This is a genomic window from uncultured Bradyrhizobium sp. (genome assembly GCF_947648125.1).
GTDB lineage: Bacteria > Pseudomonadota > Alphaproteobacteria > Rhizobiales > Xanthobacteraceae > Bradyrhizobium.
On record NZ_CANSMR010000011.1, the window covers coordinates 150277 to 177177 of the forward strand.

Sequence of the window (26901 nt, forward strand, 5' to 3'; positions counted from 1 at the left end):
GCCCTGAGAGTGCTTGGTCTGGCGATGACGATGCGTCGGCCACCTTGCAAAGTGCTTGAGGTTGGTGGCGGTTTCGCGCCGCCCCTCGGAACAGGGTTAGCGGGAGGTTAACTCCGCCATTGTCTGGTCGCGGATGCCTGCGTGCGGCGCGAGCGATGCCGCTTCGAGGCGGCGGTGTCCGCCGCGGGCGCTCACGATCAGGGCTGCGGCATCGCGCGCCGAGAACGTCTTCGACTGCACGTAGACGCGGTAATCGAACGGACCGTCATGGGAAAGATAGATGACGGGGCCGGTTGCGGTCGGCGCGCTGGAAATCCCGATCAGCTGCGGCACCGAATTGCTTTCGCAAGCGCCGGCCTCGGCATCGTCGATGTCATCGATCACGGTGAAGTCGGCGGCCTCGGAGTTGTCGGCGACCCGGACCCGGACGGTGGCAAGGCTGGGGTCGTCGGTGAAGCTGACGTGAAGCTGCGCCTGCCAGGGGACCGATGCGATCTGCATCGTGGCACCGCCCACCTCGATGCAGGGCCGAGGGCCCGGCAGGATTTCAGCACGGGCGAATACCGCGGCCACGGCAAGGGGGACCACCGAGGCCAAAACCTTCATACGCAACATGACACAACTCGCTCGACCCAAGCTTGCCGCGGACCGCGGTGCTTATGGTTTGCGGAGCGTAAATGAGAGTGGTTACCGTCGCGTTGACGCGGTGCGCATCGGGCGGAAGACGAGGGAGATCAGGCTGCGCGGCGCAAATCGTCGGCCAATGCACGATAGGACAGCGCTTCGGCGAGGTGCAGCCGGCCGATCGTCTCGGCGCCGTCGAGATCGGCGAGCGTGCGCGCCACCCGCAGCACGCGGTGATAGCCGCGCGCGGTGAGGTGCATGCTCTCGGCCGCCTCGCGGAGCAGCTTCTGGCCATGCCCGTCGGGCTGCGCGATGGTCTCGAGCAGCGCGCTCGGCGCTTCCGCGTTGGTGCGGACATGCGGCATGCCGGCCGCCGCGTAGCGCGCGAGCTGGATGTCGCGCGCGGCCGCGACGCGTGCGGCGACCTCGGCCGAACCCTCCGCCGGCGGCGGCAGGATCAGATCCGCCGCGGTCACGGCCGGCACCTCGATCCGCAGATCGATGCGATCCATCAACGGGCCGGAGATCCGCATCTGGTAGTCGGCGGTGCAGCGGTCGAGCCGGCCGCGCTTGCAGGAATAGCCGGGCTCATAGGCGTGGCCGCAACGGCACGGGTTCATCGCCGCGACCAGCATGAAGCGCGCCGGATAGGTCACGCGATGGTTGGCCCTGCTCACCGAAACTTCGCCGTTCTCAAGCGGCTGGCGCAGCGAATCCAGCACGCGCGGATCGAACTCGGGCAATTCGTCGAGGAACAGCACGCCCTGATGCGCGAGCGAGATCTCGCCCGGCTTGGCGCGCATGCCGCCGCCAGTCAGCGCGGCCATGCTGGCGGAATGATGCGGGCTGCGGAACGGGCGCCGCGCGGTCAGGGCGCCGTCGCGGATCTCGCCGGCGACGGACGCGATCATCGAGACCTCGAGCAATTCGGACGGCGACAGCGGCGGCAGGATCGAAGGCAGCCGCGCCGCCAGCATCGACTTGCCGGCGCCGGGCGAGCCCATCATGAGCAAATGATGTCCGCCGGCAGCTGCGATCTCGAGCGCGCGTTTTGCGCTCTCCTGGCCCTTGATGTCGCGCAGGTCGAGCAGCGCCTCCTCGCGCTCATGCACCTTCGGCTGCGGCCGCGACAGCACCTGCGTGCCCTTGAAGTGATTGGCGATCTGGATCAGCGAGTGCGCTGCGATGATCTGGATGTCCGGGCTCGCCCAGGCGGCCTCCGAGCCGCAGGCGGCCGGACAGATCAATCCCTCGTCGCGCGAATTGGCGCCGATCGCCGCGGGCAGCACGCCCGCAACGGCTGCGATCGAGCCGTCGAGCCCGAGTTCGCCAAGCACCGTGAAGCCGCTGAGCGCGTCCGGCGGGATCGCCCCGATCGCCGCCATCAGGCCGAGCGCAATCGGCAGGTCGTAATGGCTGCCCTCCTTGGGCAAATCGGCCGGCGCGAGGTTGACGGTGATGCGGCGGGCGGGAAGCGCGAGGCCGGAGGCGATCAGCGCCGAGCGCACCCGCTCGCGCGCCTCCGACACCGCCTTGTCGGGCAGGCCGACGATCGCAAACGCCGGCAATCCCGGTGCGACCTGGACCTGCACGTCGACCGCACGGGCCTCAATCCCCTCGAAAGCGACGGTGGAAACCCGCTGGACCATGCTGCCCCTATCTTCCGCCACCCAAGGTAGCGGAGCGGGCTGCCCAGTGCCGATTATGTACTTTACAAACCCATTGATCTAAGATAGATTGGTCTTAGTTGTCCAACTCTGGGTAATATTATGTCCATCCTCGATAAGCCCTACTTCCACAACGAAAAAGCGGCTTTTCGGCATCTCGAAAAGCTCCTGTGGGCGGACGGCGTTGTCTGCCCGCACTGTGGCGTAGTGGGGAAGGCTGGCCGTTTAGAGGGTGTGAAGGGCAAGAACGGCAAAGCCCGGCTTGGCCTATGGAAATGCTATGAGGCTGGCTGCCGTAAGCAGTTCACGGTGCGGGTGGGTACGGTATTCGAGTCCGCCCATATTCCGCTGCACAAGTGCTTGCAGGCCGTCCACCTGATGGCGTCCAGCAAGAAGGGCATTAGCGCCCATCAACTGCACCGGACTTTGGAAATTCAGTACAAATCGGCATGGTTCTTGGCGCACCGTATCCGTGAAGCCATGCGCGACGGCTCTCTTTCCCCCATGGGTGGTGCGGGCAAAACCGTCGAAGTGGACGAAACCTATATCGGCCGCTTGCAGGGCCAGCTTAAGAACCGCAAGGGCGGCGCGGCTCACAAGAACATCGTGTTGACGCTTGTCGAGCGCGGCGGTGCCGCGCGCAGCTTCCATATCGAGAGCACGTCCATCGCTGATATTGCGCCCATCGTTCGCGCCAATATCGCCAAGGAAAGCCAGTTCATGACGGACGAGGCGCGGCACTACATGGAGATCGGTCGCGGCTTTGCCAGCCACGATACCGTCAACCATGGCGAGGATCAGTATGTTCGCTACTGGAACGAGGTCACGGACAAGAAGCGGCCCGATGGTAAGCCCGTTGTGGAGACGACTGTCATCACCACCAATACGGTTGAGGGCTACTACAGCATCTTCAAGCGCGGCATGAAGGGTGTCTATCAGCATTGTTCGGAGAAGCACTTGCACCGCTATCTGGCGGAGTTTGATTTCCGATACAGCAACCGCATCGCGCTTGGTGTGGACGATCAGGATAGGGCCGAAAAGGCCGTCAAGGGTGCCACTGGTAAGCGGCTCACCTATCGGCAACCTCATTCTGGCCAATAGAGTCAAACGACCCAAGAAATCAAAGGCTTAACCAAGTTGTGTGTAAGTCATTGAATCTTAAGAGTGAATCACCTATGTATGTTCTACGCGAGACACGGTGAATCTCCAGGCCGTAGCCTTCGAGGGATAGCTTTTACAGAGGGGCTGTCGTTTCCGATGAGCGCTATGTGGGGGAATTGGAGTCCCCACCGCGTATAACGGGCGGCATTGCCGCCCGTTACCTTTTCTCGGGACGTAAGACACGTCCCGCTTTGGTGTGACGTGCGACCTCTTTGGGCTTTGTGATGTGAATTGACGAAATCCACAGCTCAGTGAGGGGCGCATTCGGTTTGACTACTACGTGAAACCATTTCCCGAACACCACTTCGTCGAAATGGAAAAACTGAAGATGGCCGCGACGATCAAGTACGGCTCTGCCAACGTCGATGGCAATGCCGACCATTGGCAGGCGATATGGGTCAATGCCGTGCTTTGTGTGTGCTTTCACAGCGTAGGAATGATGCATCTGCACTAGCCCGGTTGAACAGCCGAGCGCATGACTCAAGTCCGCAGGGATTCGAGTAATCGAAACGGCCTGCGGCATCGCATAGACAAGAAAATCTATCCACTCTTCCTCGGTCACTTTGAGATGCCAAAACGCAAAGAGACGCAGATCGATAAGTTCAAAGCCGCCGCCCGCGACCTAGGGACGGACGACAACGAAAAGCGCTTCAACGAGAAGCTTGGCAAGATTGCCCGGCAGAAGCCTGCAATCAAACCGACCAAAAAGCCAAAAAGGTAGTTATGACCGATCAGGCAGTAATGGCCCGACTCTCCATGTTGGAAAGCCGGGTTTTTATATTGGAGGGCTTGCTTAGAGCTCGTTTAGAGCCTTCTGAAGAACGGCCTTTGCAGCCGCCTTCAGCTTGTCCATCTCAACCGACTCACCGCCAGTCGGCTTAAAATGGAAACTGCCTTGCACCGTGAGGGGCGGAATGGACTCTTGGTCAAAGGCAGCAAAATTGCCGATCCCGTTGATGAGGTCTGGGCTCAGCATTGAGAACTTAAAGGCCATCATGAATCTCCGGTTGATCGAATCAGGTTGTAACAACCTGTGGGACTCATAACCGGAACCCGGAAAAACCCTCATCACAAAAAGATTCAAGCCGTTGTTTCACAACGGTTATCCACGCATTGGGTGTGCGAAGTGCACAATTGCGCTGCCCAGTGCAAGAACATTAAGAGAACATCCGGGGGCGACGAACGCCGTCCCCGGATGCGCCGCCGTCACAGCGTCATCTGCATCGGTTCCGGATAGTAATGGAAGCCCTCGCCGGCCTTGGCGACGTGGCCGTAGCCTGGCCAGGCGAAGTGGTAGGACATCACCGGCGTCTTGTTCGCGGCCAGCATCTCGAGGAGCTTGACCCGCGAGTTCGCCGCCTGCTTCGGATCGGTGTCGTAGGAGAACTCCATCCGCGGCCGCTCCAGCAGCAGCACCGCGTGATGCGAGAGGTCGCCGAGGAAGGCAAAGGACTTGCCGCCCGAGCTCACCATGAAGATGGTGTGGCCCACGGTGTGGCCGGGCGCTGCGATCGCCTGCACGCCGGGCAGGAATTCCTGGCCATCCTTGAAGAACACGATGCGGTCGCGCACCGGCAGCAGGTTCTTGCGGGCGTGCACCACAAAGTCCTTCAACGGACTGCCCATCTTGCCTTCGTCGGTCCAGAAATCGAGATCGCTTTGCGCGATGTAGTACTGCGCATTCGGGAACAGCGGCTTGTTGTCGGCATCGACAATGCCACCGATGTGATCGATATGCGCGTGCGACAGCACGACGGCATCGATGTCTTCCGGCTTGATGCCGGCTTCCTTCATGCTCTTCTGCTGCCGGCCGGTGGTCGGGCCGAAGGCCTTCGAGGTGCCCATGCCGGTATCGAACAGGATCAGTCGGTCGCCCATGTTGACGATCGGCGAGTTCTGCTCGAGCACGACATTGTCGGGCGAGAGGAAATTGTCGGAGAGCATCTTCTTCACTTCTTCCTTCGGCACGCCGGTGAAGGTACCGGAGGGATCGCCGAGCGGAAGCGGGCCGTCGGAGACGACGGTCACTTCGGCATCGCCGAGAACGAAGCGGTGCCAATAGGGTGTCTGCGTGCCGAGCTTCGGCGCGCGCGCCTGCGCGGTGCCGCCGAGGAGTGTGCTGGCGCCGAGACCGGCGCCGAGCGCGAGTAAGGATCGTCGTGAGACATTGAGCGTCATAACGTCTTCCTCCACAATTTTTATGAGATTTTCGCGTTGTCGCCCGCGTTAGCCCGCCGCTTGACCTGACGCAGGCAAGGGGATGCTGCCTTCGCCTGCGCAAGCTGGCAAGAAGAATAAGGCGAACGGGTGCGCGGTCGAACTCTGGTTAGAGTTCAACCTGCATGTGCAGCGCACAAGGAAGGAGGATTATTTCGCGGCTCGCTTCTTCTCGACGGCATCCCAGATCATGGCTGCGACATCGGGGCCGTTGAGCCGCTGAATGGCGCGGATGCCGGTCGGCGAGGTGACGTTGATCTCGGTCAAATTGCCGTCGATCACGTCGATGCCGACGAACAGCAGGCCGCGTTCGCGCAGCGCAGGTCCAAGCGTGGCGCAGATTTCGCGCTCGCGATCCGAGAGCTCGGTCGCCTTGGCCGCACCGCCCCGCACCATGTTGGAGCGCAGATCGTCCGCTGCCGGCACGCGGTTGACGGCGCCGGCGAATTCGCCGTCGACCAGGATGATGCGCTTGTCGCCATGCTTCACCTCGGGGAGGAAGCGCTGGATCACCCAGGGCTCCTTGAAGGTGACCGAGAACATGTCGAACAGCGAGCCGAAGTTCATGTCCTGCGGCATCACGCGGAAGACCGCGGCGCCGCCATGGCCGTGCAACGGTTTCATGACGACGGCGCCGTGCTGGTCGCGGAAGGCGTTGATCTCGTCGAGGTCGCGCGAGATCAAGGTCGGCGGCATCAGCTGCGGGAAATTCATCACGAACAGCTTTTCCGGCGCGTTGCGGACGCTGGCCGGATCGTTGACGACCAGGGTCTTCGGATGAATGCGCTCGAGGAAATGGGTCGAGGTGATGTAGGCGAGATCGAACGGCGGGTCCTGCCGCAACAGCACGACGTCGAAGCCGTTGAGGGCTTCCCGCTTCGGCTCGCCCAATGTGAAGTGATCGCCGACCTCGTCGCGCACGATGAGAGACTGCACCGGGGCCACCAGCTCCTCGCCGCGCAGCGACAGCTTGTCGGGCGTGTAGTAGGAAATGCCGTGGCCGCGCTTCTGCGCCTCGAGCAGCAGCGCAAAGGTCGAATCGCCGCGGACGTTAATGCGCGCGATGGGATCCATCTGGACGGCGATCTTCAATTTCATAAGCGTGTCCCGCGAGGTCTGAGGGTAACTTTAAGGGCTGGCGTCGAATGCCGCTAACAGATGGCGCGGCAGGCTCTTCGGCGCAATCAGCACGGCGTCGAATCTGAGATCAAATTCGGCATGTTCGGGATGCGCCATCAGCCAGGCCTGGGCGGCGTTGACGATGCGCTGCTGCTGGCGCGGCGTCACCGCATAGGCGGCGTCGTCGAGGCTGGCACGGGCCTTGACCTCGACGAAGGCGAGCAGATTGCGCCGGCGCACCACCAGGTCGATCTCGCCATAGGGGGTGCGGAAGCGCCTTGCCAGGATGCGATAGCCCTTGGCGATCAAGAGCGCCGCGGCGCGGCTTTCGGCCGAGATGCCGGTGCGGAATGCGGCGACCCGTTCAGGCGAGGCGCTGTCAGTCTTCGCCATCGCCATCCCCGATGGTCTTCGCGAGCTCGAGGGCGCGGGCATAGACCTCGCGGCGCGGTCGGCCCGACAGCTCGACCGCGTGCGCCACCGCATCCTTGACGCTGCCGCGGGCGAGCTGCACGCGCAACAGATCGTCGAGTGCGTCCTGGCCCATCACGCCGGCATCGTCAGGCGGCGGCCCGACGACGAGCACGAACTCGCCGCGTGTCTCCAACGCGTCCGCGCCTGCTGCAAGTTCGGTGACCGGCGCGCGCTTGACCTCTTCGTGCAGCTTGGTCAACTCGCGGCAGATCGCGGCATCGCGTCCAGCCATGATCGCGGCGAGGTCGCGCAGCGTGTCCTGCACGCGATTGCCGGATTCGAACATCACGAGCGTCGAATCGATCCGGGCCAGCTCGGTGAGCCGCGCGCGGCGCGCGTGCTCCTTCGCCGGCAAAAATCCCTCGAAGAAAAACCGGTCCGTCGGCAGCGCCGCAACCGACAGTGCTGTCAGCACCGATGACGGTCCCGGCACCGCGATGACGGCATGCCCGGCGGCGCAGACGTCACGCACCAGCTTGAAGCCGGGATCGGAGATCAGCGGCGTGCCGGCGTCCGAGACCAGTGCGATGGCGGCACCCTGCGCCAGCCGCTCGAGGATCTTGGGCCGGGCCTGCACCGCGTTGTGCTCGTGGTAGAGCGCCAGTTCGGCGGTGATGGCGTAACGCTCGGTCAGCCGTCGCGTGATCCTGGTGTCCTCGCAGGCGATGACGTCGACGCCCGCCAAAGTCTCCAGCGCACGCAGGGTGACGTCGGCGAGATTGCCGATCGGGGTCGCCACCAGATGGAGCCCGGGCGCGGCCTTTGGTGCCGCCAGCTGCTGGCCGGCGATCGAAAAGGTCCTGGCCGCAGTGCCTGTCGTGGCATCGGAATGGTGGAGGGAACTGGCTTTTGCGCGCATAATGCCAATCTAGAGGGATGGCAGCGCTTGCGCCACATCCGGAAACCGCGATGACGGTACGCGGTTGCTGAGGGAAACGGGAGCCGCGGCAACGGCGCCGCGAGACCATAATCCTTTTGTTTTAGTTAACTATTCGCCGACAATATGCCTGAATCCACCCGCCTCATCAGAGCTGGATGGAGTCCTGGCCGATCCTGGTCGGCCAAGAGAAGAGAGACGATGGAAGGCCCGCATCACCGCAACTCCCTGCCGTCGGGCACGACCCGGCGGACCGCGCTTGGCCTCATCGTCGGCGCGCCGTTGCTGACGGCCTGCTCCGGCATCCAGCAGAGCCTAAGCCAATTCTCCAGCGGCAATCCGGAGGCCGGTCCCGCCGGCCCGCAGCAACAACCGCAGGCAGTCGGCACCGGGCAGGTCAAGATTGGATTGATTTTGCCGCTGTCGGCGTCCGGCAATGCCGGCCTCGCGGCGCAGTCGATGCGCAACGCCGCCGAAATGGCGCTCGCGGAATTTCAGAACCCGAACATTCAGCTCCTGATCAAGGACGATGGCGGCAGCCCACAGGGTGCCGCGCAGGGCACCCAGCAGGCGCTGTCCGAGGGCGCCGAGATCATTCTGGGACCGCTGTTCGCAGGCTCGGTGCCGGCCACCGCGCAACTGACGCGGCCGCGCGGCACCTCGGTGATCGCATTCTCCACCGATTCGAGCGTCGCCGGACGCGGTGTCTATCTCCTGAGCTTCCTGCCGGAGTCCGACATCAATCGGATCGTCGACTATTCCGCCGGGATCGGAAAACGCTCGTTCGCCGCGATGGTGCCGGACAACGCCTATGGCAACGTGGTCGAGGCCGCCTTCAAGCAGGCGGTCGGCCGCAAGAACGGCCGCGTCGTCGCATTCGAGAAATATGGTGCCGACCGCGCGACGCCGGCGCGGACCGTAGCCCAGGCGCTCGGCCAGGCCGACGCGCTGCTGCTTGCCGACGACGGCGATTCGGTGGTCGCGACCGCCGACGCACTCACCGCGGCGGGCGCCAATCTGCGCAACATCCAGCTGCTCGGCACCGGGCTGTGGGACAATCCGCGGGTGTTCGCGAGCCCGGTCCTGCAAGGGGGCCTCTACGCCGCGCCCGATCCGTCCGGCTTCCGCAGCTTCGCCGGCCGCTATCGCGCCAAGTACGGCGGCGAGCCGGTGCGCACCGCAACGCTTGCCTATGACGCCGTCGCGCTGATGGCGGCGCTGGCGCGCACCCAGGGCGCGCAGCGCTTCGCGCCGGAGACGCTGACCAATCCATCCGGCTTTGCCGGCATCGACGGCCTGTTCCGCTTCCGCTCCGACGGTACCAATGAGCGCGGCCTTGCGGTCATGAAGGTGGCGTCCGGCGGCGGCACACCGGTCGCCGGCTCGCCGAAGAGTTTTGGCGCTTAAATTTTCGTCAGGCGGTCAAGCTGCTTGTCGAGCGCCGGCACCCGCCGGCTACTTTGCATGGGGTTGTTTTCGATATTTTGGCAGCGTGCAGCTAGAGCGTTTTCGAGCGAAGTGGATACCGGTTCGCGTGAAGAAAACGCGTCAAAACAAGAATCTAGAGCCCCGTTCCGATTCAATCGGAACGGGATAGGCTCTAGGCGGCGAGATCCGCGACGACCGCGTCGAGCACCGGGAATCCCGACTTCGTCACGCGCAGCCGTCCATCGGCATCGACGGCGATGGCGCCTTCCTCGCGCAGCATCGCGATCCGGTGCGGATCGAGCTTTCGGCCGGAGAGCTTCGCATAGCGCGTCGGATCGATGCCTTCGGCGAGCCGCAGCCCCATCAAGAGGAATTCGTCGGCGCGCTCTTCGCTGTTGAGGCTGTCGTCGGTGACGACGCCGTGGCCGCGTTCCTCGACGTTCAACAGCCACGCCTCGGGGCGCCGCTCGGTCGCGGTCGCGTGCCTGACGCCGTCGATGTCGAGCCGGCCATGCGCGCCGGGACCGATGCCGGCATATTCCTCGCCGCGCCAATAGACCAGGTTGTGCTTGCACTCGGCGCCGGAGCGGGCGTGGTTGGAGATCTCGTAGGCCGGCAGTCCCTCGCGGGCGCAGACTTCCTGCGTCACGTCGTAGAGCGCGCGCGCGGTCGCTTCATCCGGGGTCTGCAATTTGCCGGCGGCATGCAATCCGAAGAACGGCGTGCCTTCCTCGATCGTGAGCTGATAGAGCGACAGGTGCTCGGCCGCTTCCGAGATCGCCTGCTTCAATTCATCGGCCCACATCTGCGGCGTCTGGTCGGGCCGGGCGTAGATCAGATCGAACGAGTAACGGTCGAATGCGGAGCGCGCGATCGCAACCGCGTCGAGCGCCTCTCGCGCGGTATGCAGCCGGCCCAATGCCTTCAGCGATGCGTCGTCCAGCGCCTGCACACCGAGCGAGACACGATTGACGCCGGCGGCGCGATAGCCGCGAAAGCGTGTTGCCTCGACGCTGGTCGGATTGGCCTCGAGCGTCACCTCGACATCGCGCGCCACCGACCAGTGCTTGCCGATGGCATCGAGCACGGCGCCGACGGTCTGCGGCTGCATCAGCGACGGCGTGCCGCCGCCGAGGAAGATCGAGGAGACTTCACGGCCCGGCACCCGCGCGGCCGTGGTCTCGATCTCGCGGGCGAACGCGCGCACGAAGCGCGCCTCGTCGACCGGCGCATGGCGGACGTGGCTGTTGAAATCGCAATACGGGCATTTCGACAGGCAGAACGGCCAGTGCACGTAAACGCCGAAAGCTTCTCGTTCAGCGTGGCTCAAGGCAGATCTCCGCGAGCTTCACGAAAGCGCGGGCGCGATGCGACAGGCCGAGTCCGAGCGGCGGCAGGCCGTGCTTCTCGATGCTGCTCATCTCGCCAAAGGTCCGCGTGTAACCGTCGGGCAGGAAGGCCGGATCATAACCGAATCCGGCGGTGCCGCGCGGCGGCCAGGCCAGGGTTCCATCGACGCGGGCCTCGACCTCTTCGAGGTGATCGTCCGGCCAGGCCACGCACAGCGCGGAGACGAAATGCGCCTTGCGGTGCTCCGGCGCCGTGGCGCCGCGCTCCTGCAGCAGGCGCTCGATCCGCGTCATCGCCGCCATGAAGTCCTTGCCCTCGCCGGCCCAGCGCGCCGAATGGATTCCGGGCGCGCCGTCGAGCGCGTCGACCACGAGGCCGGAATCGTCGGCGAAGGCCGGCAAGCCCGTGGCCTTCGCCGCCGCGATCGCCTTGATCCCGGCGTTGGCCCGAAAGCTGTCGCCGGTCTCCTCGGGCTCGGCGAGACCGAGCTCGCCGGCCGACACCGCCTCGACGCCGTGCGGCGCCAGCAGTTCCCGCATCTCGGCAAGCTTGCCGGGATTATGGGTGGCGATCACGAGCCTTCCGGTGATTCGGCGATGCATGACCAATCTGACTACGCCACCGCGATCTTTTGCAAGTCGACCAGACGCGCGACACCTTTGCGTGCCAGGGCCATCAGCGCCAGGAATTCACCTTCCGAGAACGGCGTCTTCTCGGCGGTGCCCTGCACCTCGATGATGCGGCCGTCGCCGGTCATGACGAAATTGGCGTCGGTGTCGGCCTCGGAGTCCTCGGCATAGTCGAGATCGAGCACCGGCGTGCCCTGGTAGATGCCGCAGGAGATCGCCGCGACGTTGTCGCGCAACACGTTGGTCTTCAGCATGTTGCGGGTCTTCATCCAGTTGATGCAGTCGGCCAGCGCCACCCAGGCACCGGTGATCGAGGCGGTGCGGGTGCCGCCATCGGCCTGGATGACGTCGCAATCGACCGTGATCTGGCGCTCGCCGAGCGCTTCGAGATCGACGGCTGCGCGCAGCGAGCGGCCGATCAGCCGCTGGATCTCGACCGTGCGGCCGCCCTGCTTGCCGGCGGAGGCCTCGCGGCGGGTGCGTTCCAGGGTGGCGCGCGGCAGCATGCCGTATTCGGCGGTGACCCAGCCGCGGCCCTGGCCCTTCAGCCATGGCGGCAACCGCTCTTCCAGCGTGGCGGTCACCAGCACATGGGTGTCGCCGAACTTCACCATGCAGGAACCCTCGGCATATTTGACGACGCCGCGTTCCAGCGACACGGGACGCAGTTCATCGGGCGCACGGCGGCTTGGCCGCATGGAAATCCTCCAGAATTCCGAGAGATAGGGCTGGGCGTGCTTGTAGGAGGGGGAAGCGGCAGCGGCAAGGGTTTTGGCAAGGGTTTTGGCGACGGTTTTCGGCCCCGGTATGGCCCGGTGCCGGTAGGCCGAATGCATGCTTGTCACCGGCCTCCGGGAGCGACAAATTAGGTAGCAATTGTGAAGGACTGGAGTGTGACGCACCACGATCCGATAGGCCTGATCGCGCCGTATGCCGGGCTCGCCCAGCTCAACGAGCGGTCGCGCGACATTTTTCGGCAAATCGTCGAAAGCTATCTTGCGACCGGCGAGCCGGTCGGTTCGCGCAACATCTCGCGCCTGATCGCATTGCCGCTGTCGCCGGCCTCGGTCCGCAATGTGATGTCGGATCTCGAACAGCTCGGCCTGATCTATGCGCCGCACACCTCGGCCGGCCGTTTGCCGACCGAACTCGGCCTGCGTTTCTTCGTCGACGCCCTGATGCAGGTCGGCGACCTCACCGAGGCCGAGCGGCAATCGATCCAGACCCAGCTTGCGGCGGTCGGTCGTGCGCAATCCGTCGAGGCGGCGCTTGGCGAAGCATTGACGCGGCTGTCGGGGCTGACCCGTGCCGCGGCGGTGGTGCTGACGCAGAAGTCGAATGCGCGGCTGAAGCACATCGAATTCGTGCGGTTGGAGCCGGAGAAGGCGCTGGTTGTGCTGGTCGGCGAGGACGGCCAGGTCGAAAACCGCGTGCTGGCGCTGCCGCCGGGCGTTCCGTCCTCGGCCCTGACCGAGGCGACCAATTTCCTCAATGCGCGGATTCGCGGTCGGACGCTGGCCGAAGCGCGGCTCGAGCTCGAGACGGCATTGACGCAAAACCGCGCCGAACTCGATCAGCTCACGCAAAAGGTCGTTGCGGCCGGCATCGCGAGCTGGTCCGGCGGCGAGAGCGAGGACCGCCAGCTGATCGTGCGCGGCCACGCCAACCTGCTCGAAGATCTGCATGCGCTCGACGATCTCGAACGGATCAAGTCGCTGTTCGACGATCTCGAGACCAAGCGCGGCGTGATCGATCTGCTTGGCCGTGCCGAGCGCGGCGAGGGCGTGCGGATCTTCATCGGTTCGGAGAACAAGCTGTTCTCGCTGTCGGGTTCCTCCACCATCATCGCGCCATATGGCGACGCCCAGGGCCGGATCGTCGGCGTCCTCGGCGTGATCGGACCGACGCGGCTGAACTATGCACGCGTGATTCCGACCGTCGATTACGCCGCGCGCATCGTCAGCAAGATGCTGGGCGGCTGACCGGAGTGCCTTTCGCTTTCATTTGACGGGTTTTCGTCACCCAAGCCGGAGGTCCCTGTTCCCGAAGCCGGCATGTTGCGCTTGATTTTCGCCGCCCAAAGCACGATATCCCGGGCAGCAATCCCCAAGATTTGAACCGACGCGAGTTTTCGAGAAGGCAAGCCATGACCGATCCGAACCGGGCCAATGACAATACCGAGAATTCGGCGCCGACGGGTGAGCCCGTGGTCTCGAAGCCCTACGTCATGCCTGACGATCCCGAGGCGGGGTCGGCCGAGGCGCTGGCCAAGGAACTCGCCGAGGCGAAGGACCGCACACTGCGCACGCTGGCCGAGATGGAGAACCTCCGTCAGCGCACCCGCCGCGAGGTTGCCGACGCCAAGACCTATGGCATCACCGGCTTCGCCCGCGACGTGCTCGACATCGCCGACAATCTGCAGCGCGCGCTCGACGCCGTGCCGGCCGAGACCAAGGAAGCCGCCGATCCCGGCCTGAAGGCGCTGATCGAAGGCGTCGAGCTGACCGAGCGTTCGCTGCTCAACGCGCTGGAGAAGAACGGCGTGAAGAAGTTCGATCCGATCGGCGAAAAGTTCGATCCGAACTTCCAGCAGGCGATGTTCGAGGTGCCGGACACTTCGGTGCCGTCGGGCACGGTGGTGCAGGTCGTGCAGGCGGGCTACATGATCGGCGAGCGCATCCTGCGTCCGGCGCTGGTCGGCGTCTCCAAGGGTGGCGCCAAGGCTGCCCCCAGCGCCGACATCACGGTCTAATCTGTCCTACTCCTGTCGTGGAGGTGTGAGCGCGCTGCCGTGGCTTCACGGCAGCGGCTTCTCATGCGCCTTCGGCCAATAGGTGCCGAAGCTCCAGAGATTTCCTTCCGGGTCGCGACAGGCGAAATCACGGCTGCCATAGTCGGTATCACGCAGTTCCATTTCGATCTTGGCACCCGCCGTGCGGGCCTTCGCGTGCAGGGCGTCGGGATCGTCGACGGCGATGTAGATTGAATCGGTGCGGCGGCCGGTGACATCGCCGACCAGCTTGCCATAGGCATCGTCGCGGCTCTGGCCCAGCATCAGCATCGAGGAACCGTAGGCGAGCTCGGCATGGTGGATCACGCCGCGGTCGCGGTAGACCACGCGCTCGGTGAATCCGATCACTGTCTTGAGCCAACCGATCATCGCCTCGGCGTCCTTGCAGCGCAGGGTCGGATAGATGCGTGGGGGTTCGATGTCGTGCGTCATGGCGGCTCACCTCGTTGGCTGATGGCGCCACTCTGCACGAGACAATGCGGCTTCGGCTTGAAGGTTTGTTACCAGTCGGCCAGCAGCTCGCCGGAATGGGATAGCCGGCTGTCGGTCAACGTCAGGCGGCGCGCCCAGGCGGTCGGTGATTCCCCGGCAAACTCGACGAATTCGCGGGCGAGATGGGCTTGATCGGCGTAGCCGCTCTCCGCAGCGATTGCGGCCCAGCCGTGGGCTGTGCCAGCCTGCGCAAGCCGGCAAGCCCGATGAAAGCGCATCATGCGCGCCACCGGCTTGGGTGCGAGGCCAAGCTCGGATCGAAACCGGCCAGCGAGGTGTTTGCGGCTCCAACCGATCTCCGAAGCGATCGCCGTGATCCGGGCGGTGCCGCCCGATCGCGCCAACATTCGATAAGCGAACGCGACTTCCTCGGACGGTCGGCGGCCGAGGCGGCGAAGCACGAAATCCTCGATCAGGTCAAAGCGGCGCCGCCAGCAAGGTACGGCGCCGATTTGCTCGCGCAGCCGCCGTCCGTCGCGGCCCAGTACATCGCCAAGATCGACCATGCGCCCGGTGAGCTCGGCAATGGCGCCGCCGAAGAAGCGATAGGCGCCAAGCGGCGTGAAATCCACCTGCACGGATTCGGCGCGGCCGTCGGACTCGATGTTAACGGGTCCGGCATGCAGTCCGGCCGTGAAACTCAGCTGACGGTCGGATGGTCCAGGCTGACGCGCGAGCGCGATCAGATAGGGCGAGCCGAAGCTGATGATCAACGGCACGATCAGCGGTGCGGTCTGGCGGTGGAAGAAGTGGCCTGCCGCGGTCTCGCGGTAACCGGTAATTCCGACAATCAGGCCTGTCATGCGCGGCGACGGCGGGCGCCGCGCGAAGTCGAATGCGACGGGGGCCTCGAGCTCGGCCATGTGAATCTCGCGCGGAATGCCTACGCGATGTCCGACGACTGGATCCGCTTGACGCCGGCCTTGTCCATGTCGGCCCAGGCCTTGGCGAGCGATCCCTGCGTGTCGATGCCGCGGCAGGCGTCCTCCACGACATAGGTTTCGAAGCCGGCCTTGCGGGCATCGAGCGCGGTCCAAGCCACGCAGAAATCGGTGGCGAGCCCGGCCACGAAAACCCGCTCGACATTGCGCGCCTTCAGATAGGCGGCGAGCCCGGTGGTGGTTTTTCCGTCGGCTTCGGTGAAGGCGGAGTAGCTGTCGACGTCCTTGTGAAAGCCCTTGCGGATGATCAGCTCGGCCTGCGGGATCGCGAGCTCCTTGGACAGCGAGGCGCCGTCAGTGCCCTGCACGCAGTGGTCCGGCCACAGCACCTGCTTGCCGTAGGCAAGGTCGATGGTCTCGAACGGCTTCTTGCCGGCATGGACCGAGGCAAACGAGACGTGTCCGGGCGTGTGCCAGTCCTGCGTCATCACCACATTGGCAAAGCTCTTGGCGATCTTGTTGATGACAGGCACCACCTGCTCACCGTCCTTCACCGCGAGGCTGCCGCCGGGCAGGAAGCAGTTCTGGACGTCGATCACGAGCAGCGCGGAGCCATCGTCGGGCTTGATCGCCGCCGCCCAGAGACTTTTCGGAACCAGGGTCGCAAGCGCCAACGTGCCGAGGCCTGCAACTATCTGTCGTCGATCCAACATCGCGCCCCTCCTCGCTTTGATACCGCGCGAGGAGGCTAGTTCCGTTCGTGGACCTGCGAAAGTCCGATTTTTCGAAAGACCGATTAGCCGCGCGGCTGGATGCCGTCGCGGACCGCGCGGAAGCGTGGGAAGGCCGTCTCCCAATCGGTGCGCGGCGAGCTACCGATGATCCGCACCGATGTCTGCGCGCCGAACCGCAGCCACTGCACGATGGTCACCGGGGTGTTGTCCTTGCCGCTGATGGCGTCGATCCGCGTTTCGAAGCCGGGCTGGCCGTCGATCCGGATCGGTTCGGACATGGTGATCCGCCCGTCGCGCACGCCGGGGATCGTGGTGGCGATCTGCTGGGCAAAGCGGCCGCGATCGTCGGGTGTGGCCGGTGCCGAAGCGATGACGCCGAGCAGCATGAAGGGCTTGGCCTCAAGGGCCTTGTCGTCGCCGTCGGCCATCAGCAGCGCAGCGCCCGGCGCCAGCATCCGGATATTCTTGAAACTGCTGAGCTCGGTGACCTTGAACGGCATCATAGCGAGCTGCTCGTCGACCGGCACCTCCTTGCGGATTTCGGCGGAGGCGAACATCTGCCGGACGGCGTCGTCGGTGTAGATCTTGCTCGCGTTCTCCGGCACCTGCACCGCGACATAACCGGAGAAGGTCGGCCCCGGCAGGATCATGGAATAGCGCCGCACATTGCTGGCGCCGTCGCGGGCGCTCTCCACGGTGTAGTAGGCGAGGCCGGCCGGCGTCTCGAGGCTCTCGGGCTTGATGTTTCCGGTGCCGGCGGGGTTGGCCTTGAAGGCGGTCACGACCTCGTTGTAGGCGTCCGCGGGCAGGTCGGCGATCAGGACCTTGACGCCCTGATCCTCGGTCTCGAAGCCGATGAAGGATTTGGCGCGGACGAGGCCCACCAGCGGTTTCATCCCGACATGAGCGCCCGGCGGAAACACCACGTCGGCGGCAAAGCCACGACAGGTGGCAGCAATCAGCAAGGCAACCGCAACGAGAACTCGAAAAGGCGTCATGGGGATCTACCGGTTTTGCTTGGTGGCCGCGCAACGGGGCCGGTGCAGGGCTGGATGGCCTCTTTCAGTCGGACCGCTTTTAGCGGTTTTGATGGCCCTGCAACAGGCCGCCAAATCTCCGCTCCGGGCCCGCAGGCTCGATTCCATGGGCATTTCGCCTTGATTGGCAGGCACTTTCCAGTTTCCCGACGTTTCCAGGAACGCTCACCCGCGGCCGCCAGCGGCCAAACAGCGCGCCCCCGACCCGTGCGCCGCTCTCGCATACGACGTTTGTGAGTGTTCACTCAACAGCGCTGACGTCGCGCCGCGAATGTTGCGGTCGGCGACGGGCGGCATCATTGCCGATTTGTTAACTTGGTCTGGGCTTGAACCGGGGCCGCAGCCGGACTGACACAATCTTTCAAACGTCAGTCTTTTCAGGCCTCAACGTTGCGTCCAGTCCTTGCGGGCAGGACCCTCTCTCCTATATCAGGCTCACCGTCGCAATATCGCGAGTATGTGAACGTCTGGGGGTTCGGTACGGAGCGCCGTCAGGGCCCAACCAACCTGCCGTAGCAAAGAGGATATCAAAACCATGGGTAAGGTCATTGGGATCGACCTCGGCACCACGAATTCGTGCGTCGCCGTGATGGATGGCAAGAACGCCAAGGTGATCGAGAATGCCGAGGGCATGCGAACGACGCCGTCGATCGTTGCTTTCACCGACGATGGCGAGCGCCTTGTCGGACAGCCGGCGAAGCGTCAGGCGGTGACCAATCCCGAGCGTACGTTCTTTGCGGTGAAGCGCCTCATCGGCCGCCGCTATGACGACCCGATGGTCGAGAAGGACAAGAAGCTCGTTCCCTACAAGATCGTCAAAGCATCGAACGGCGATGCCTGGGTCGAAGCCGACGGCAAGACCTATTCGCCCTCGCAGGTCTCGGCCTTCATTCTGCAGAAGATGAAGGAGACCGCTGAGGCGCATCTCGGCCAGAAGGTCGATCAGGCCGTTATCACGGTTCCTGCTTATTTCAACGACGCGCAGCGTCAGGCCACCAAGGACGCCGGCAAGATCGCCGGCCTCGAAGTGCTGCGCATCATCAACGAGCCGACGGCAGCTGCGCTCGCCTACGGTCTCGACAAGACGAAGGCCGGCACGATCGCGGTGTACGATCTCGGCGGCGGCACCTTCGACGTCTCGATCCTCGAGATCGGCGACGGCGTGTTCGAGGTGAAGTCGACCAACGGCGACACCTTCCTCGGTGGTGAAGACTTCGACATGCGCCTGGTCGGCTACCTCGCCGACGAGTTCCAGAAGGAACAGGGCATCAACCTGCGCAACGACAAGCTCGCTCTTCAGCGTCTGAAGGAAGCCGCCGAGAAGGCCAAGATCGAGCTGTCGTCGACCACGCAGACCGAAATCAACCTGCCGTTCATCACGGCCGACCAGACCGGTCCGAAGCATCTGACGATGAAGCTGACCCGCGCCAAGTTCGAGGCGCTGGTGGCCGACCTCGTCGAGAAGACAATCGAGCCGTGCCGCAAGGCGCTGAAGGATGCCGGCCTGACCGCCGGCGAGATCGGTGAAGTGGTGCTGGTCGGCGGCATGACCCGCATGCCGAAGATCCAGGAAGTGGTGAAGCAGTTCTTCGGCAAGGAGCCGCACAAGGGCGTCAATCCCGACGAAGTCGTCGCGATCGGTGCTGCGATCCAGGCCGGCGTGCTGCAGGGCGACGTCAAGGACGTGCTGCTGCTCGACGTGACCCCGCTGTCGCTGGGCATCGAGACGCTGGGCGGCGTGTTCACCCGCATCATCGACCGCAACACCACGATCCCGACCAAGAAGAGCCAGGTGTTCTCGACGGCCGAAGACAATCAAGGCGCCGTCACCATCCGCGTCTTCCAGGGCGAGCGTGAAATGGCGGCCGACAACAAGATGCTCGGCCAGTTCGACCTGATGGGCATTCCGCCGGCTCCGCGCGGCATGCCGCAGATCGAGGTGACCTTCGACATCGACGCCAACGGCATTGTCAACGTCTCGGCCAAGGACAAGGCGACCGGCAAGGAACAGCAGATCCGGATCCAGGCATCCGGCGGTCTGTCCGAGGCCGACATCGACAAGATGGTCAAGGACGCCGAGGCCAATGCGGCCGAGGACAAGAAGCGCCGCGAAGCGGTCGACGCCAAGAACCATGCCGATGGTCTGGTTCATTCGACCGAAAAGGCTTTGGCCGAGCATGGCTCGAAGATCCCGGAGACGGATCGTCGCGCCATCGAAGACGCCGTCAGCGACCTCAAGGAAGCGCTGAAGGGCGACGACGCCGAGGCGATCAAGGCCAAGACCAACACGCTGGCGCAGGCTTCGATGAAGCTCGGCGAGGCCATGTACAAGCAGCAGGCCGAGGCCGATGCGGCCAAGGACGCTGCAAAGGATGACGTTGTCGACGCGGAGTTCACCGAGGTCGACGACGACAAGACCAACAAGAAGTCTGCCTAAGCGGGCTTGCGATCATGACCCTCACACCAAAGAGCACGCGACGCGTCTCGGAGGAGTGGGGGTCATTTTTCTTTAAGGCGATCGCTGCATCTTCCAGACAGGCGCAATCCTTGACGCAATGCTTTGCGCAATCCTTGGCGATCGCGACGAACTTCGGACGGAATTGAAGGATGTCCACCAAGCGCTGCTATTACGAGACCCTCGAGGTCGAGCGGAACGCGGACGAGACCAAGCTGAAATCGGCTTTCCGCAAGCTCGCGATGAAATGGCATCCGGACAAGAATCCGGGCGACGCCACCAGCGAGGTCCGGTTCAAGGAAATCAACGAAGCCTATGAGGTGCTGAAGGACGGCGACAAACGCGCCGCCTATGACCGCTTCGGCCATGCCGCCTTCGAGCAAGGCATGGGCGGTGGCGGTCCCGGGTTCGGCGCCGGCTTCGCCTCTTCCTTCTCCGATATCTTCGAGGATCTGTTCGGCATGGCCGGGCAGCGCCGCGGCGGCGGCGGCCGCGAACGCGGTGCCGACCTGCGCTACAACATGGAAATCACGCTCGAGGAGGCCTTCCAGGGCAAGACCGCGCAGATTGAGATCCCGGTCTCGGTCACCTGCGAATCCTGCTCCGGCACCGGCGCCAAGGCCGGCACCAAGCCGAAGACCTGCTCGCATTGCGGTGGCGCCGGCCGTATCCGGCAGGCTCAGGGCTTCTTCACGCTGGAGCGGACCTGTCCCGGCTGTCAGGGCCGCGGCCAGATGATCGAGGACGCCTGCACCTCCTGCGCCGGTTCCGGCCGGGTGACACGCGAGCGCACGCTGTCGGTCAACATTCCTCCGGGTGTCGAGGACGGCACCCGTATTCGTCTCGCCGGCGAAGGCGAGGCCGGTGTCCGCGGCGGCCCGCCCGGCGACCTCTACATCTTCCTGTCGCTGACCACGCACCAGTTCTTCCAGCGCGACGGCGCCGACCTGCACTGCCGCGTGCCGATCTCGATGGTCACCGCAGCCCTCGGTGGCGAGTTCGAGGTGCCGACCATCGACAAGGGCAAGACCAAGGTGAAGGTGCCGGCTGGGACCCAGTCCAGCCGCCGATTCCGCATCGCATCAAAGGGTATGCCGGTGCTCCGCTCGCGCCAGACCGGCGACATGTATGTCCAGGTTGTGGTCGAAACGCCGCAGAATCTGACCAAGAAGCAGCAAGAATTGCTGATGGAGTTCGAAAAACTCTCGTCCGGTGCAACGCAACCGGAGGCAGCGGGTTTCTTCTCTAAGGTCAAGGACTTCTTCGGAAGCCGCACCGTCTAGCCGTAGTCGTTATGCTTGACCGTAACGACTTCGATCTATACGTGTTTGTGACTGTTTTCTGACAACCGCTCGATTGTGCGCGGTCCCGCCTGGTAGCGACATGCCTCTGCAATCGTCCGTGCGTGCGTCGAAGAAGCCCCTCCGTCTCGACGACGAGGTTCGATTTCTCCGTTCATGGATCGAGAAGCCGCTGCATATGGGCGCGGTGATGCCGTCCGGGCGGCTGCTTGCACGCACCATGGCGCAATATGTCGATCCCGAGTCCGAAGGACCGGTTGTCGAGCTCGGACCTGGCACCGGTGCGATCACCAATGCGCTGATCGAGCATGGCGTCGATCAGAAGCGTCTCGTCCTGGTTGAGTACAATCCCGGCTTCTGTGCGCTGCTGCGCGAGCGCTATCCGCAGGCCAAGGTGGTTCAGGGCGACGCCTACAGGCTGCGCGATACGTTGTGGGATGTCATGGAGTCGCCGGCCTCGGCCGTCGTCTCCGGCCTGCCGCTGGTCACCAAGCCGATGCTGACCCGCCTGAAGCTGGTCCGCGACGCCTTCCTGGCCCTCGCGCCCGGTGCGCCGTTCGTCCAGTTCACCTATTCGGTGGCGCCGCCGATTCCGAAGTCGCTGCCCGGCGTGTCCACAGAGGCGTCCGAGCGGATCTGGATGAACCTTCCGCCCGCGCGGGTCTGGGTGTATCGCAAGGGCTGATCATCGCCCTGCGTCGTCGCGCCGGGTCGACGACCCAACCGCGATTGCCAAATGTCCGCGCTGAAAATCCTCGTGATCCCTGGATCGCTTCGATCAGGCTCGCTCAATGCGAAGCTGGCCGCCGTGCTGGCGCAGGAGCTCGCGCAGTCAGGGGCCGACGTCACCCGCATCTCGCTCGGCGATTTTCCGCTGCCGATCTATGATGGCGATTTGCAGGCCAAATCGGGCGTGCCGCAGCACGCCGTCAATCTGAAGCGGATGATCGGAGCCCATCATGGCGTGCTGATCGTGACGCCGGAATACAATTCCTCGGTGCCGGCGCTGGTGAAGAACACGATCGACTGGGTCAGCCGCGTGCAGGATCCGCACGAGACCCGTGGCCAGGTGTTCCACGGCCGCGCCTTCGCGATCGCAGCGGCATCCGGCAACCGGCTCGGCGGCACGCGCGCGCTGGCGGCGTTGCGCCTGATCCTGACCGCGTGCCATGCCACCGTGATCCCGAACCAGCTCGCGCTGTCATTCGCCGAGCAGGCCTATGACGACATGGATCGTCTGAAGCACCAGGCCGACATCGACACGATGCGGGCGCTGGTGCGGCAGCTGATCGACCATTCCCAACGCATGATGTGAGGTGACATGCAGCCAGCCAAGATCGCTCCGAAAGACCGGTTGATTGTGGCGCTCGATCTGCCGTCGGTCGCCAGCGCAGAGGCGATGATCGACAGGCTCGGCGATGCCGTCACCTTCTACAAGATCGGCTATCAGCTCGGTTACGCCGGCGGCCTTACGCTGGCGAAGCAGCTCGCCGGCAGCGGCAAGAAGGTCTTTCTCGATCTCAAGATGCACGACATCGGCAACACGGTGGCACGCGGGGTCGAAAGCGTTGCCGCTCTCGGCGCGACCTTTCTCACCGTGCATGCCTATCCGCAGACCATGAAGGCGGCGGTCGAGGCGCGTGCTGGCTCCGGCCTGAAAATTCTCGCGGTGACGGTGCTGACGTCCTATGACGATAGCGACCTGCACGCGGCGGGCTATCGCCTCAACGTCTCCGAGCTCGTCGAAGCGCGCGCCAGGCAGGCACAGGCGCTCGGTGTCGACGGCCTCGTCAGCTCACCCGAGGAGGCCGCCGCGTTGCGCAAGATCGTGGGCGATCGGATGAACCTGGTGACGCCGGGCATTCGCCCCGCGGGCTCGGCGACTGGTGACCAGAAGCGCATCATGACGCCGGCCCGCGCCATTGCCGCCGGCGCCGATTATCTCGTGGTCGGACGTCCGGTGATGGAAGCCGCCGATCCGAAGGCCGCGGCCGAAGCCATTCACACCGAGATCGCCCAGGCGCTCGCCTGAATCAACAACAAGGGAGAAGAGAGATGGCGGCGAAGGGATATTGGATCGGACGCGTCGACGTTCACAATGAGGAGGGCTACAAGCCCTACATGGCGGCCAACCCGGCGATCTTCCAGAAATTCGGCGGCAAGTTCATCGTGCGCGGCGGCAAGTTCACCGGCGTGGAGGGCCAGAGCCGCTCGCGCAACGTCGTGATCGAATTCCCGGATTACGCGACCGCGCTCGCTTGCTACCAATCGCCGGAATACCAGGCCAACATCAAGGTGCGGCAGCCGCACTCGATCGCCGATCTGATCATCATCGAGGGGCATGACAGCCCGTAGCCCGGACACCGGGCCGCCGGTTAGGCTACCCGGAACAGCCGCCGACGACCGCCGTTTAAGCATGATCCCCGCGCAAACGCATTCCGCGTTTGTCGCGAGGGAAAACCGGTTTCCCCTTTGCCGGTTCATGCTTTATACGGCGGGGAGAGGTGAGCCATGGCTGACATGCGTCTGATTGTTGCGGGAGCCGGCGGCCGGATGGGCCGCACGCTGACGCGGGTGATTTCCGAAACCCCCGGGGCGGTGCTGGTCGGCGCGCTGGAAGCGCCGGGCTCGGAGCTGCTCGGCAAAGACGCCGGCGTGCTCGCCGGCCTTCCCGCCAACGACGTCAAGCTGTCGGCCGATCTGTGGTCGATGTCGGCGGCTGCCGACGGCATCCTGGATTTCACCGTGCCGGCCGCGACCATCGCCAATGTCGCGATCGCAGCCGAGCGTGGCCTTGTTCACGTCATCGGCACCACCGGCCTGTCGCAGTCCGACGATGCGGTGATCCGGAGCGTAACCGACCGCGCCATCGTGGTGAAGTCGGGCAATATGAGCCTCGGTGTCAATCTGCTCGCCGCGCTGGTCAAGCGCGTCGCGCAATCGCTCGACCAGAGCTTCGACATCGAAATTCTCGAACTGCACCACAAGTCCAAGATCGATGCGCCGTCGGGCACCGCCTTGATGCTCGGCGAAGCCGCCGCTGCGGGCCGCGGAATCGCGCTGGAGCAGCATTCGGCGCGGGGGCGCGATGGCCTGACCGGCGCGCGGCGTGCCGGCGATATCGGCTTTGCCTCGCTGCGCGGCGGCACCGCCGCCGGTGATCACAGCGTCATCTTTGCCGGTCCCTCGGAGCGCATCACGCTCTCGCATCATGCCGAGGATCGCGCGCTGTTCGCGCAGGGCGCGCTGAAGGCGGCGCTGTGGGCGCATGGCAAGAAGCCCGGCATGTATTCGATGGCCGACGTTCTCGGGTTGAGCGACTGAGACCGCTCGACGGAATGAAATCCAGCTAAGCGAAACGGAATCTGAAATGAGTGATCGTCTTCTTGTGCTCGTTCGTCACGGTCAGAGCGAATGGAATCTGAAGAACCTGTTCACCGGGTGGAAGGACCCCGATCTCACCGAGCAGGGCATCGCTGAAGCCAAGGACGCCGGCCGCAAGCTGAAGGCGCAGGGCCTGTCGTTCGACGTCGCCTTTACCTCAGACCTGACGCGTGCCCAGCACACGCTGAAGCTGATGCTGGAGCAGATCGGCCAGACCGGCCTGCCGACCACGAAGAATCTCGCGCTCAATGAACGCGACTACGGCGATCTCTCCGGCCTCAACAAGGACGACGCCCGCAAGAAATGGGGCGAGGATCAGGTCCTGGTCTGGCGCCGCTCCTACGACGTGCCGCCGCCCGGCGGCGAGAGCCTGAAGGATACGCTGGCGCGCACGCTGCCCTATTATGTGCAGGAGATCCTGCCCGGCGTGCTGCGCGGCCGACGCACGCTGATCGCCGCCCACGGCAATTCGCTGCGTGCGCTGATCATGGTGCTGGAGAAGCTTTCGCCGGAGCAGATCCTCAAGCGCGAACTCGCGACCGGTGCGCCGGTGGTCTATCGGCTCAACGCTGATTCCACCGTTGCCTCCAAGGTCGATCTCGCGGGGTAAGCGGTGGACCTGATCGTTCCGTCATCCTGAGGTGCGAGCGGAGCGAGCCTCGAAGGATGCACGGCCACCAGCCGGCCCGTCGACCCTTCGAGACGCGCTTCGCGAGCACCTCAGGGTGACGGTGAGAGCGCGTTCGAATTAGTGCAATCCGACCTGGCCGGCCTCCCAGCCCAGCATCGCCTGCTTGCGGGTGATGCCCCAGTGATAGCCGGTCAGCGCGCCGCTCTTGCCGAGTGCGCGATGGCAGGGCACCACGAACGACACCGGATTGCGCCCGACCGCGGCGCCGACGGCGCGCGAGGCCTTCGGGCTGTTGATCTTGCTGGCGATGTCGGAATAGCTCACCGCGCGGCCCATCGGGACCTTGAGCAGCGTTTCCCACACCCGCACCTCGAAGTCGGTGCCGATCAGTACGACGCGCAGCGGCTGGTCCGCCCGCCACAACCGCGTATCGAACACGCGCTGGGCCAGTGCGGTGGTGCCATCGGTGTCCTCGACAAAGGTCGCGTTCGGCCAGCGCCGCTTCATGTCGGCAAATGCGGTCTGCTCGTCGCCCGGGTCGGCGAAGGCAAGGCCCGCGAGCCCGCGGTCTGTCGCGATCACGATCGCGGTGCCGAACGGCGAGGGGTGGAAGCCGAAGCGCAGCGTCATGCCGCCGCCGCCGGTCTTCCATTCGCCGGGCGACATCGCCTCATGCGTGACGAACAGATCGTGCAGCCGTCCCGGGCCCGAGAGGCCTGAGTCGAGTGCCGCGTCGAGCACGCTGGCGGAATCGCGCAGCAAGTTCTTGGCGTGGTCCAGCGTCAGCGCCTGCATGAAAGCCTTCGGCGTCAGCCCTGCCCAACGGCGGAACAGATGGTGCAGTTCATCCGGCGTGACGGCAGCGGCATCGGCCATCGCTTCGATGGTCGGCTGCGTGCGCCAGTGCTCCGAGATGAACGCGATGGCACGCCGCACCGAGTCGTAGTCGCGCAGCGCGGCGCTCTGGAGGCCCGGCTTGGCCAGGCGCTGATCATGTATGGCGAGTGTCATCATGGTGTCTGATTTAGGAGCCATGGCGCGTCCAAACCACCCGATTTCTGACAAGTTCGCTTAGGCGACAGGATTGTAGGTCGGGCCGCGCTTCGCAGCGTTCAGCGCAGCCGTCAAAGCTTTGGAAAAGCTTGCTTTTTCGTCCGGGCCCAGGAAGCTGCCGACGCTGACCCGGCGGCCCCGGGACACCAGATAAAGCCGCTCGATGCCGAATTCTTCATGCGAGATCTGTTCGAACCGCACCCAGAGCGGATTGAGCACCCATTCCGCCACATGGCCGCGGTGACTGATCCTGCGCACCCGCAGTTCCGACGGTGTGACGGTGATCTCTTCGCTCGCCTTGGCAGTGCGGAAATTGACCTTGAACGCCCAGTAGATCACCAGCGCGTCAAGACCGAAGAAGCCGAAGATCGGCCAGGCGCCCAGCCACCAGAACACCGCGCCGGCGATGAAGCTGACCACCGTGACGAACGACATCAGCACGATGAAGCCGGTGCGATTCAGCGATCGATGCGGCGTCAGCAGCGCCGAGAACAATTTCGGCTCCGCCTCGGGCGCATCGACGTCGAGGTCATTGGCCCTGGGGTCTTCGCCCGGATCAAAGTCGTTGCCTGCGGTCATGACGTATCAGTATATCC

Annotated in this window: 30 protein-coding genes; 13 read left to right on the top strand and 17 right to left on the bottom strand. The window is 64.4% G+C overall.

Features of this window, described 5'->3' with window-relative positions; all coding sequences use genetic code 11:
* Window positions 1-96: 96 nt before the first annotated feature.
* On the bottom strand, window positions 97-615 hold the full coding sequence (locus Q0030_RS20825; RefSeq protein WP_298371149.1) for a hypothetical protein: 519 nt from the start codon (window positions 613-615) through the stop codon (window positions 97-99).
* A 119-nt stretch (window positions 616-734) separates the two neighbouring features.
* The gene (locus tag Q0030_RS20830) at window positions 735-2273 is read right to left on the bottom strand and encodes a YifB family Mg chelatase-like AAA ATPase (RefSeq protein ID WP_298371152.1); all 1539 of its coding nucleotides are present in this window, start codon (window positions 2271-2273) and stop codon (window positions 735-737) included.
* Between the two features lie 120 nt (window positions 2274-2393).
* Between Q0030_RS20830 and Q0030_RS20835 the strand changes: the two genes are divergently transcribed.
* Entirely contained in the window at window positions 2394-3392 is a 999-nt protein-coding gene (locus tag Q0030_RS20835) for an IS1595 family transposase (RefSeq protein WP_298371154.1), read from the top strand.
* Between the two features lie 217 nt (window positions 3393-3609).
* Here Q0030_RS20835 and Q0030_RS20840 read toward each other — a convergent pair whose 3' ends face one another.
* Window positions 3610-4014, bottom strand: a complete 405-nt coding sequence (locus tag Q0030_RS20840) for a hypothetical protein (protein ID WP_298371157.1) — start codon at window positions 4012-4014, stop codon at window positions 3610-3612.
* 6 nt (window positions 4015-4020) lie between these two features.
* Here Q0030_RS20840 and Q0030_RS20845 point away from each other — a divergent pair, with 6 nt between their 5' ends.
* The gene (locus Q0030_RS20845) at window positions 4021-4173 is read left to right on the top strand and encodes a hypothetical protein (protein WP_298371160.1); all 153 of its coding nucleotides are present in this window, start codon (window positions 4021-4023) and stop codon (window positions 4171-4173) included.
* Window positions 4174-4245: 72 nt separating this feature from the next.
* Here Q0030_RS20845 and Q0030_RS20850 read toward each other — a convergent pair whose 3' ends face one another.
* From Q0030_RS20850 to rsmI, 5 genes are all read right to left on the bottom strand, one after another.
* A complete protein-coding gene (locus Q0030_RS20850; RefSeq protein ID WP_298371162.1) occupies window positions 4246-4446 on the bottom strand; it encodes a hypothetical protein in 201 nt (66 codons plus the stop codon).
* A 212-nt stretch (window positions 4447-4658) separates the two neighbouring features.
* Complete coding sequence (locus Q0030_RS20855; protein ID WP_298371165.1) at window positions 4659-5630, bottom strand: MBL fold metallo-hydrolase; 972 nt, start codon at window positions 5628-5630, stop codon at window positions 4659-4661.
* A 189-nt stretch (window positions 5631-5819) separates the two neighbouring features.
* A complete protein-coding gene (gene gshB / locus Q0030_RS20860) occupies window positions 5820-6767 on the bottom strand; it encodes a glutathione synthase (RefSeq protein ID WP_298371167.1) in 948 nt (315 codons plus the stop codon).
* Between the two features lie 30 nt (window positions 6768-6797).
* Complete coding sequence (locus tag Q0030_RS20865) at window positions 6798-7181, bottom strand: YraN family protein (RefSeq protein ID WP_166212917.1); 384 nt, start codon at window positions 7179-7181, stop codon at window positions 6798-6800.
* The gene (gene rsmI, locus Q0030_RS20870; RefSeq protein ID WP_298371171.1) at window positions 7168-8121 is read right to left on the bottom strand and encodes a 16S rRNA (cytidine(1402)-2'-O)-methyltransferase; all 954 of its coding nucleotides are present in this window, start codon (window positions 8119-8121) and stop codon (window positions 7168-7170) included. Before rsmI ends, Q0030_RS20865 begins: the two co-directional genes overlap by 14 nt.
* A gap of 219 nt (window positions 8122-8340) precedes the next feature.
* On the opposite strand from rsmI, the gene Q0030_RS20875 reads away from it, so the two are divergent.
* Window positions 8341-9546: a penicillin-binding protein activator gene (locus tag Q0030_RS20875; RefSeq protein ID WP_298371173.1), complete on the top strand. Its 1206-nt coding sequence runs from the start codon at window positions 8341-8343 to the stop codon at window positions 9544-9546.
* A gap of 193 nt (window positions 9547-9739) precedes the next feature.
* Here the strand turns inward: Q0030_RS20875 and hemW are convergent, their stop codons facing one another.
* Genes hemW through rph form a run of 3 tightly spaced genes read right to left on the bottom strand, consistent with a single transcriptional unit; the run spans window position 9740 to window position 12244 of the window.
* A complete protein-coding gene (gene hemW / locus Q0030_RS20880; protein ID WP_298371175.1) occupies window positions 9740-10897 on the bottom strand; it encodes a radical SAM family heme chaperone HemW in 1158 nt (385 codons plus the stop codon).
* Window positions 10884-11519, bottom strand: coding sequence for an RdgB/HAM1 family non-canonical purine NTP pyrophosphatase (gene rdgB, locus Q0030_RS20885; RefSeq protein ID WP_298371178.1), 636 nt, complete (start codon window positions 11517-11519; stop codon window positions 10884-10886). Before rdgB ends, hemW begins: the two co-directional genes overlap by 14 nt.
* Window positions 11520-11530: 11 nt before the next feature.
* A complete protein-coding gene (gene rph / locus Q0030_RS20890) occupies window positions 11531-12244 on the bottom strand; it encodes a ribonuclease PH (RefSeq protein WP_016841497.1) in 714 nt (237 codons plus the stop codon).
* A gap of 195 nt (window positions 12245-12439) precedes the next feature.
* Between rph and hrcA the strand changes: the two genes are divergently transcribed.
* Together hrcA and grpE are read left to right on the top strand one after the other, a co-directional pair.
* Window positions 12440-13528, top strand: coding sequence for a heat-inducible transcriptional repressor HrcA (hrcA, locus tag Q0030_RS20895; protein ID WP_229184231.1), 1089 nt, complete (start codon window positions 12440-12442; stop codon window positions 13526-13528).
* Between the two features lie 164 nt (window positions 13529-13692).
* A complete protein-coding gene (gene grpE / locus Q0030_RS20900; RefSeq protein WP_298371189.1) occupies window positions 13693-14298 on the top strand; it encodes a nucleotide exchange factor GrpE in 606 nt (201 codons plus the stop codon).
* Window positions 14299-14343: 45 nt separating this feature from the next.
* Here the strand turns inward: grpE and Q0030_RS20905 are convergent, their stop codons facing one another.
* From Q0030_RS20905 to Q0030_RS20920, 4 genes are all read right to left on the bottom strand, one after another.
* The gene (locus Q0030_RS20905; RefSeq protein WP_298371191.1) at window positions 14344-14769 is read right to left on the bottom strand and encodes a VOC family protein; all 426 of its coding nucleotides are present in this window, start codon (window positions 14767-14769) and stop codon (window positions 14344-14346) included.
* Between the two features lie 68 nt (window positions 14770-14837).
* Window positions 14838-15692 (bottom strand): helix-turn-helix domain-containing protein, encoded by an 855-nt coding sequence (locus tag Q0030_RS20910; RefSeq protein WP_298371196.1) that lies wholly within the window; start codon window positions 15690-15692, stop codon window positions 14838-14840.
* A gap of 20 nt (window positions 15693-15712) precedes the next feature.
* Window positions 15713-16423: a bifunctional nicotinamidase/pyrazinamidase gene (pncA, locus tag Q0030_RS20915; protein WP_298371199.1), complete on the bottom strand. Its 711-nt coding sequence runs from the start codon at window positions 16421-16423 to the stop codon at window positions 15713-15715.
* 83 nt (window positions 16424-16506) lie between these two features.
* Window positions 16507-17442 carry a hypothetical protein gene (locus tag Q0030_RS20920; protein WP_298371202.1) on the bottom strand — a complete coding sequence of 312 codons (936 nt, stop codon included), beginning with the start codon at window positions 17440-17442 and terminating at the stop codon, window positions 16507-16509.
* Between the two features lie 574 nt (window positions 17443-18016).
* Between Q0030_RS20920 and dnaK the strand changes: the two genes are divergently transcribed.
* From dnaK to Q0030_RS20960, 8 genes are all read left to right on the top strand, one after another.
* Window positions 18017-19918, top strand: coding sequence for a molecular chaperone DnaK (dnaK, locus tag Q0030_RS20925; RefSeq protein WP_298371205.1), 1902 nt, complete (start codon window positions 18017-18019; stop codon window positions 19916-19918).
* Window positions 19919-20088: 170 nt separating this feature from the next.
* Window positions 20089-21219 carry a molecular chaperone DnaJ gene (dnaJ, locus tag Q0030_RS20930; protein WP_298371208.1) on the top strand — a complete coding sequence of 377 codons (1131 nt, stop codon included), beginning with the start codon at window positions 20089-20091 and terminating at the stop codon, window positions 21217-21219.
* A 100-nt stretch (window positions 21220-21319) separates the two neighbouring features.
* Entirely contained in the window at window positions 21320-21922 is a 603-nt protein-coding gene (locus tag Q0030_RS20935; protein WP_298371211.1) for an rRNA adenine N-6-methyltransferase family protein, read from the top strand.
* A gap of 51 nt (window positions 21923-21973) precedes the next feature.
* Entirely contained in the window at window positions 21974-22552 is a 579-nt protein-coding gene (locus Q0030_RS20940; protein WP_298371214.1) for an NAD(P)H-dependent oxidoreductase, read from the top strand.
* Window positions 22553-22558: 6 nt separating this feature from the next.
* On the top strand, window positions 22559-23269 hold the full coding sequence (gene pyrF, locus Q0030_RS20945) for an orotidine-5'-phosphate decarboxylase (RefSeq protein ID WP_298371216.1): 711 nt from the start codon (window positions 22559-22561) through the stop codon (window positions 23267-23269).
* Between the two features lie 23 nt (window positions 23270-23292).
* Complete coding sequence (locus Q0030_RS20950) at window positions 23293-23592, top strand: DUF1330 domain-containing protein (RefSeq protein ID WP_298371219.1); 300 nt, start codon at window positions 23293-23295, stop codon at window positions 23590-23592.
* 156 nt (window positions 23593-23748) lie between these two features.
* Window positions 23749-24561 (top strand): 4-hydroxy-tetrahydrodipicolinate reductase, encoded by an 813-nt coding sequence (gene dapB / locus Q0030_RS20955; protein ID WP_298371222.1) that lies wholly within the window; start codon window positions 23749-23751, stop codon window positions 24559-24561.
* Window positions 24562-24607: 46 nt separating this feature from the next.
* Window positions 24608-25231 carry a 2,3-bisphosphoglycerate-dependent phosphoglycerate mutase gene (locus Q0030_RS20960; protein WP_298371227.1) on the top strand — a complete coding sequence of 208 codons (624 nt, stop codon included), beginning with the start codon at window positions 24608-24610 and terminating at the stop codon, window positions 25229-25231.
* Window positions 25232-25369: 138 nt separating this feature from the next.
* Here Q0030_RS20960 and Q0030_RS20965 read toward each other — a convergent pair whose 3' ends face one another.
* Together Q0030_RS20965 and Q0030_RS20970 are read right to left on the bottom strand one after the other, a co-directional pair.
* Window positions 25370-26266: a bifunctional helix-turn-helix domain-containing protein/methylated-DNA--[protein]-cysteine S-methyltransferase gene (locus tag Q0030_RS20965; RefSeq protein WP_097671370.1), complete on the bottom strand. Its 897-nt coding sequence runs from the start codon at window positions 26264-26266 to the stop codon at window positions 25370-25372.
* A 57-nt stretch (window positions 26267-26323) separates the two neighbouring features.
* Window positions 26324-26884, bottom strand: a complete 561-nt coding sequence (locus tag Q0030_RS20970; RefSeq protein ID WP_298371230.1) for a DUF2244 domain-containing protein — start codon at window positions 26882-26884, stop codon at window positions 26324-26326.
* Window positions 26885-26901 lie beyond the last annotated feature (17 nt).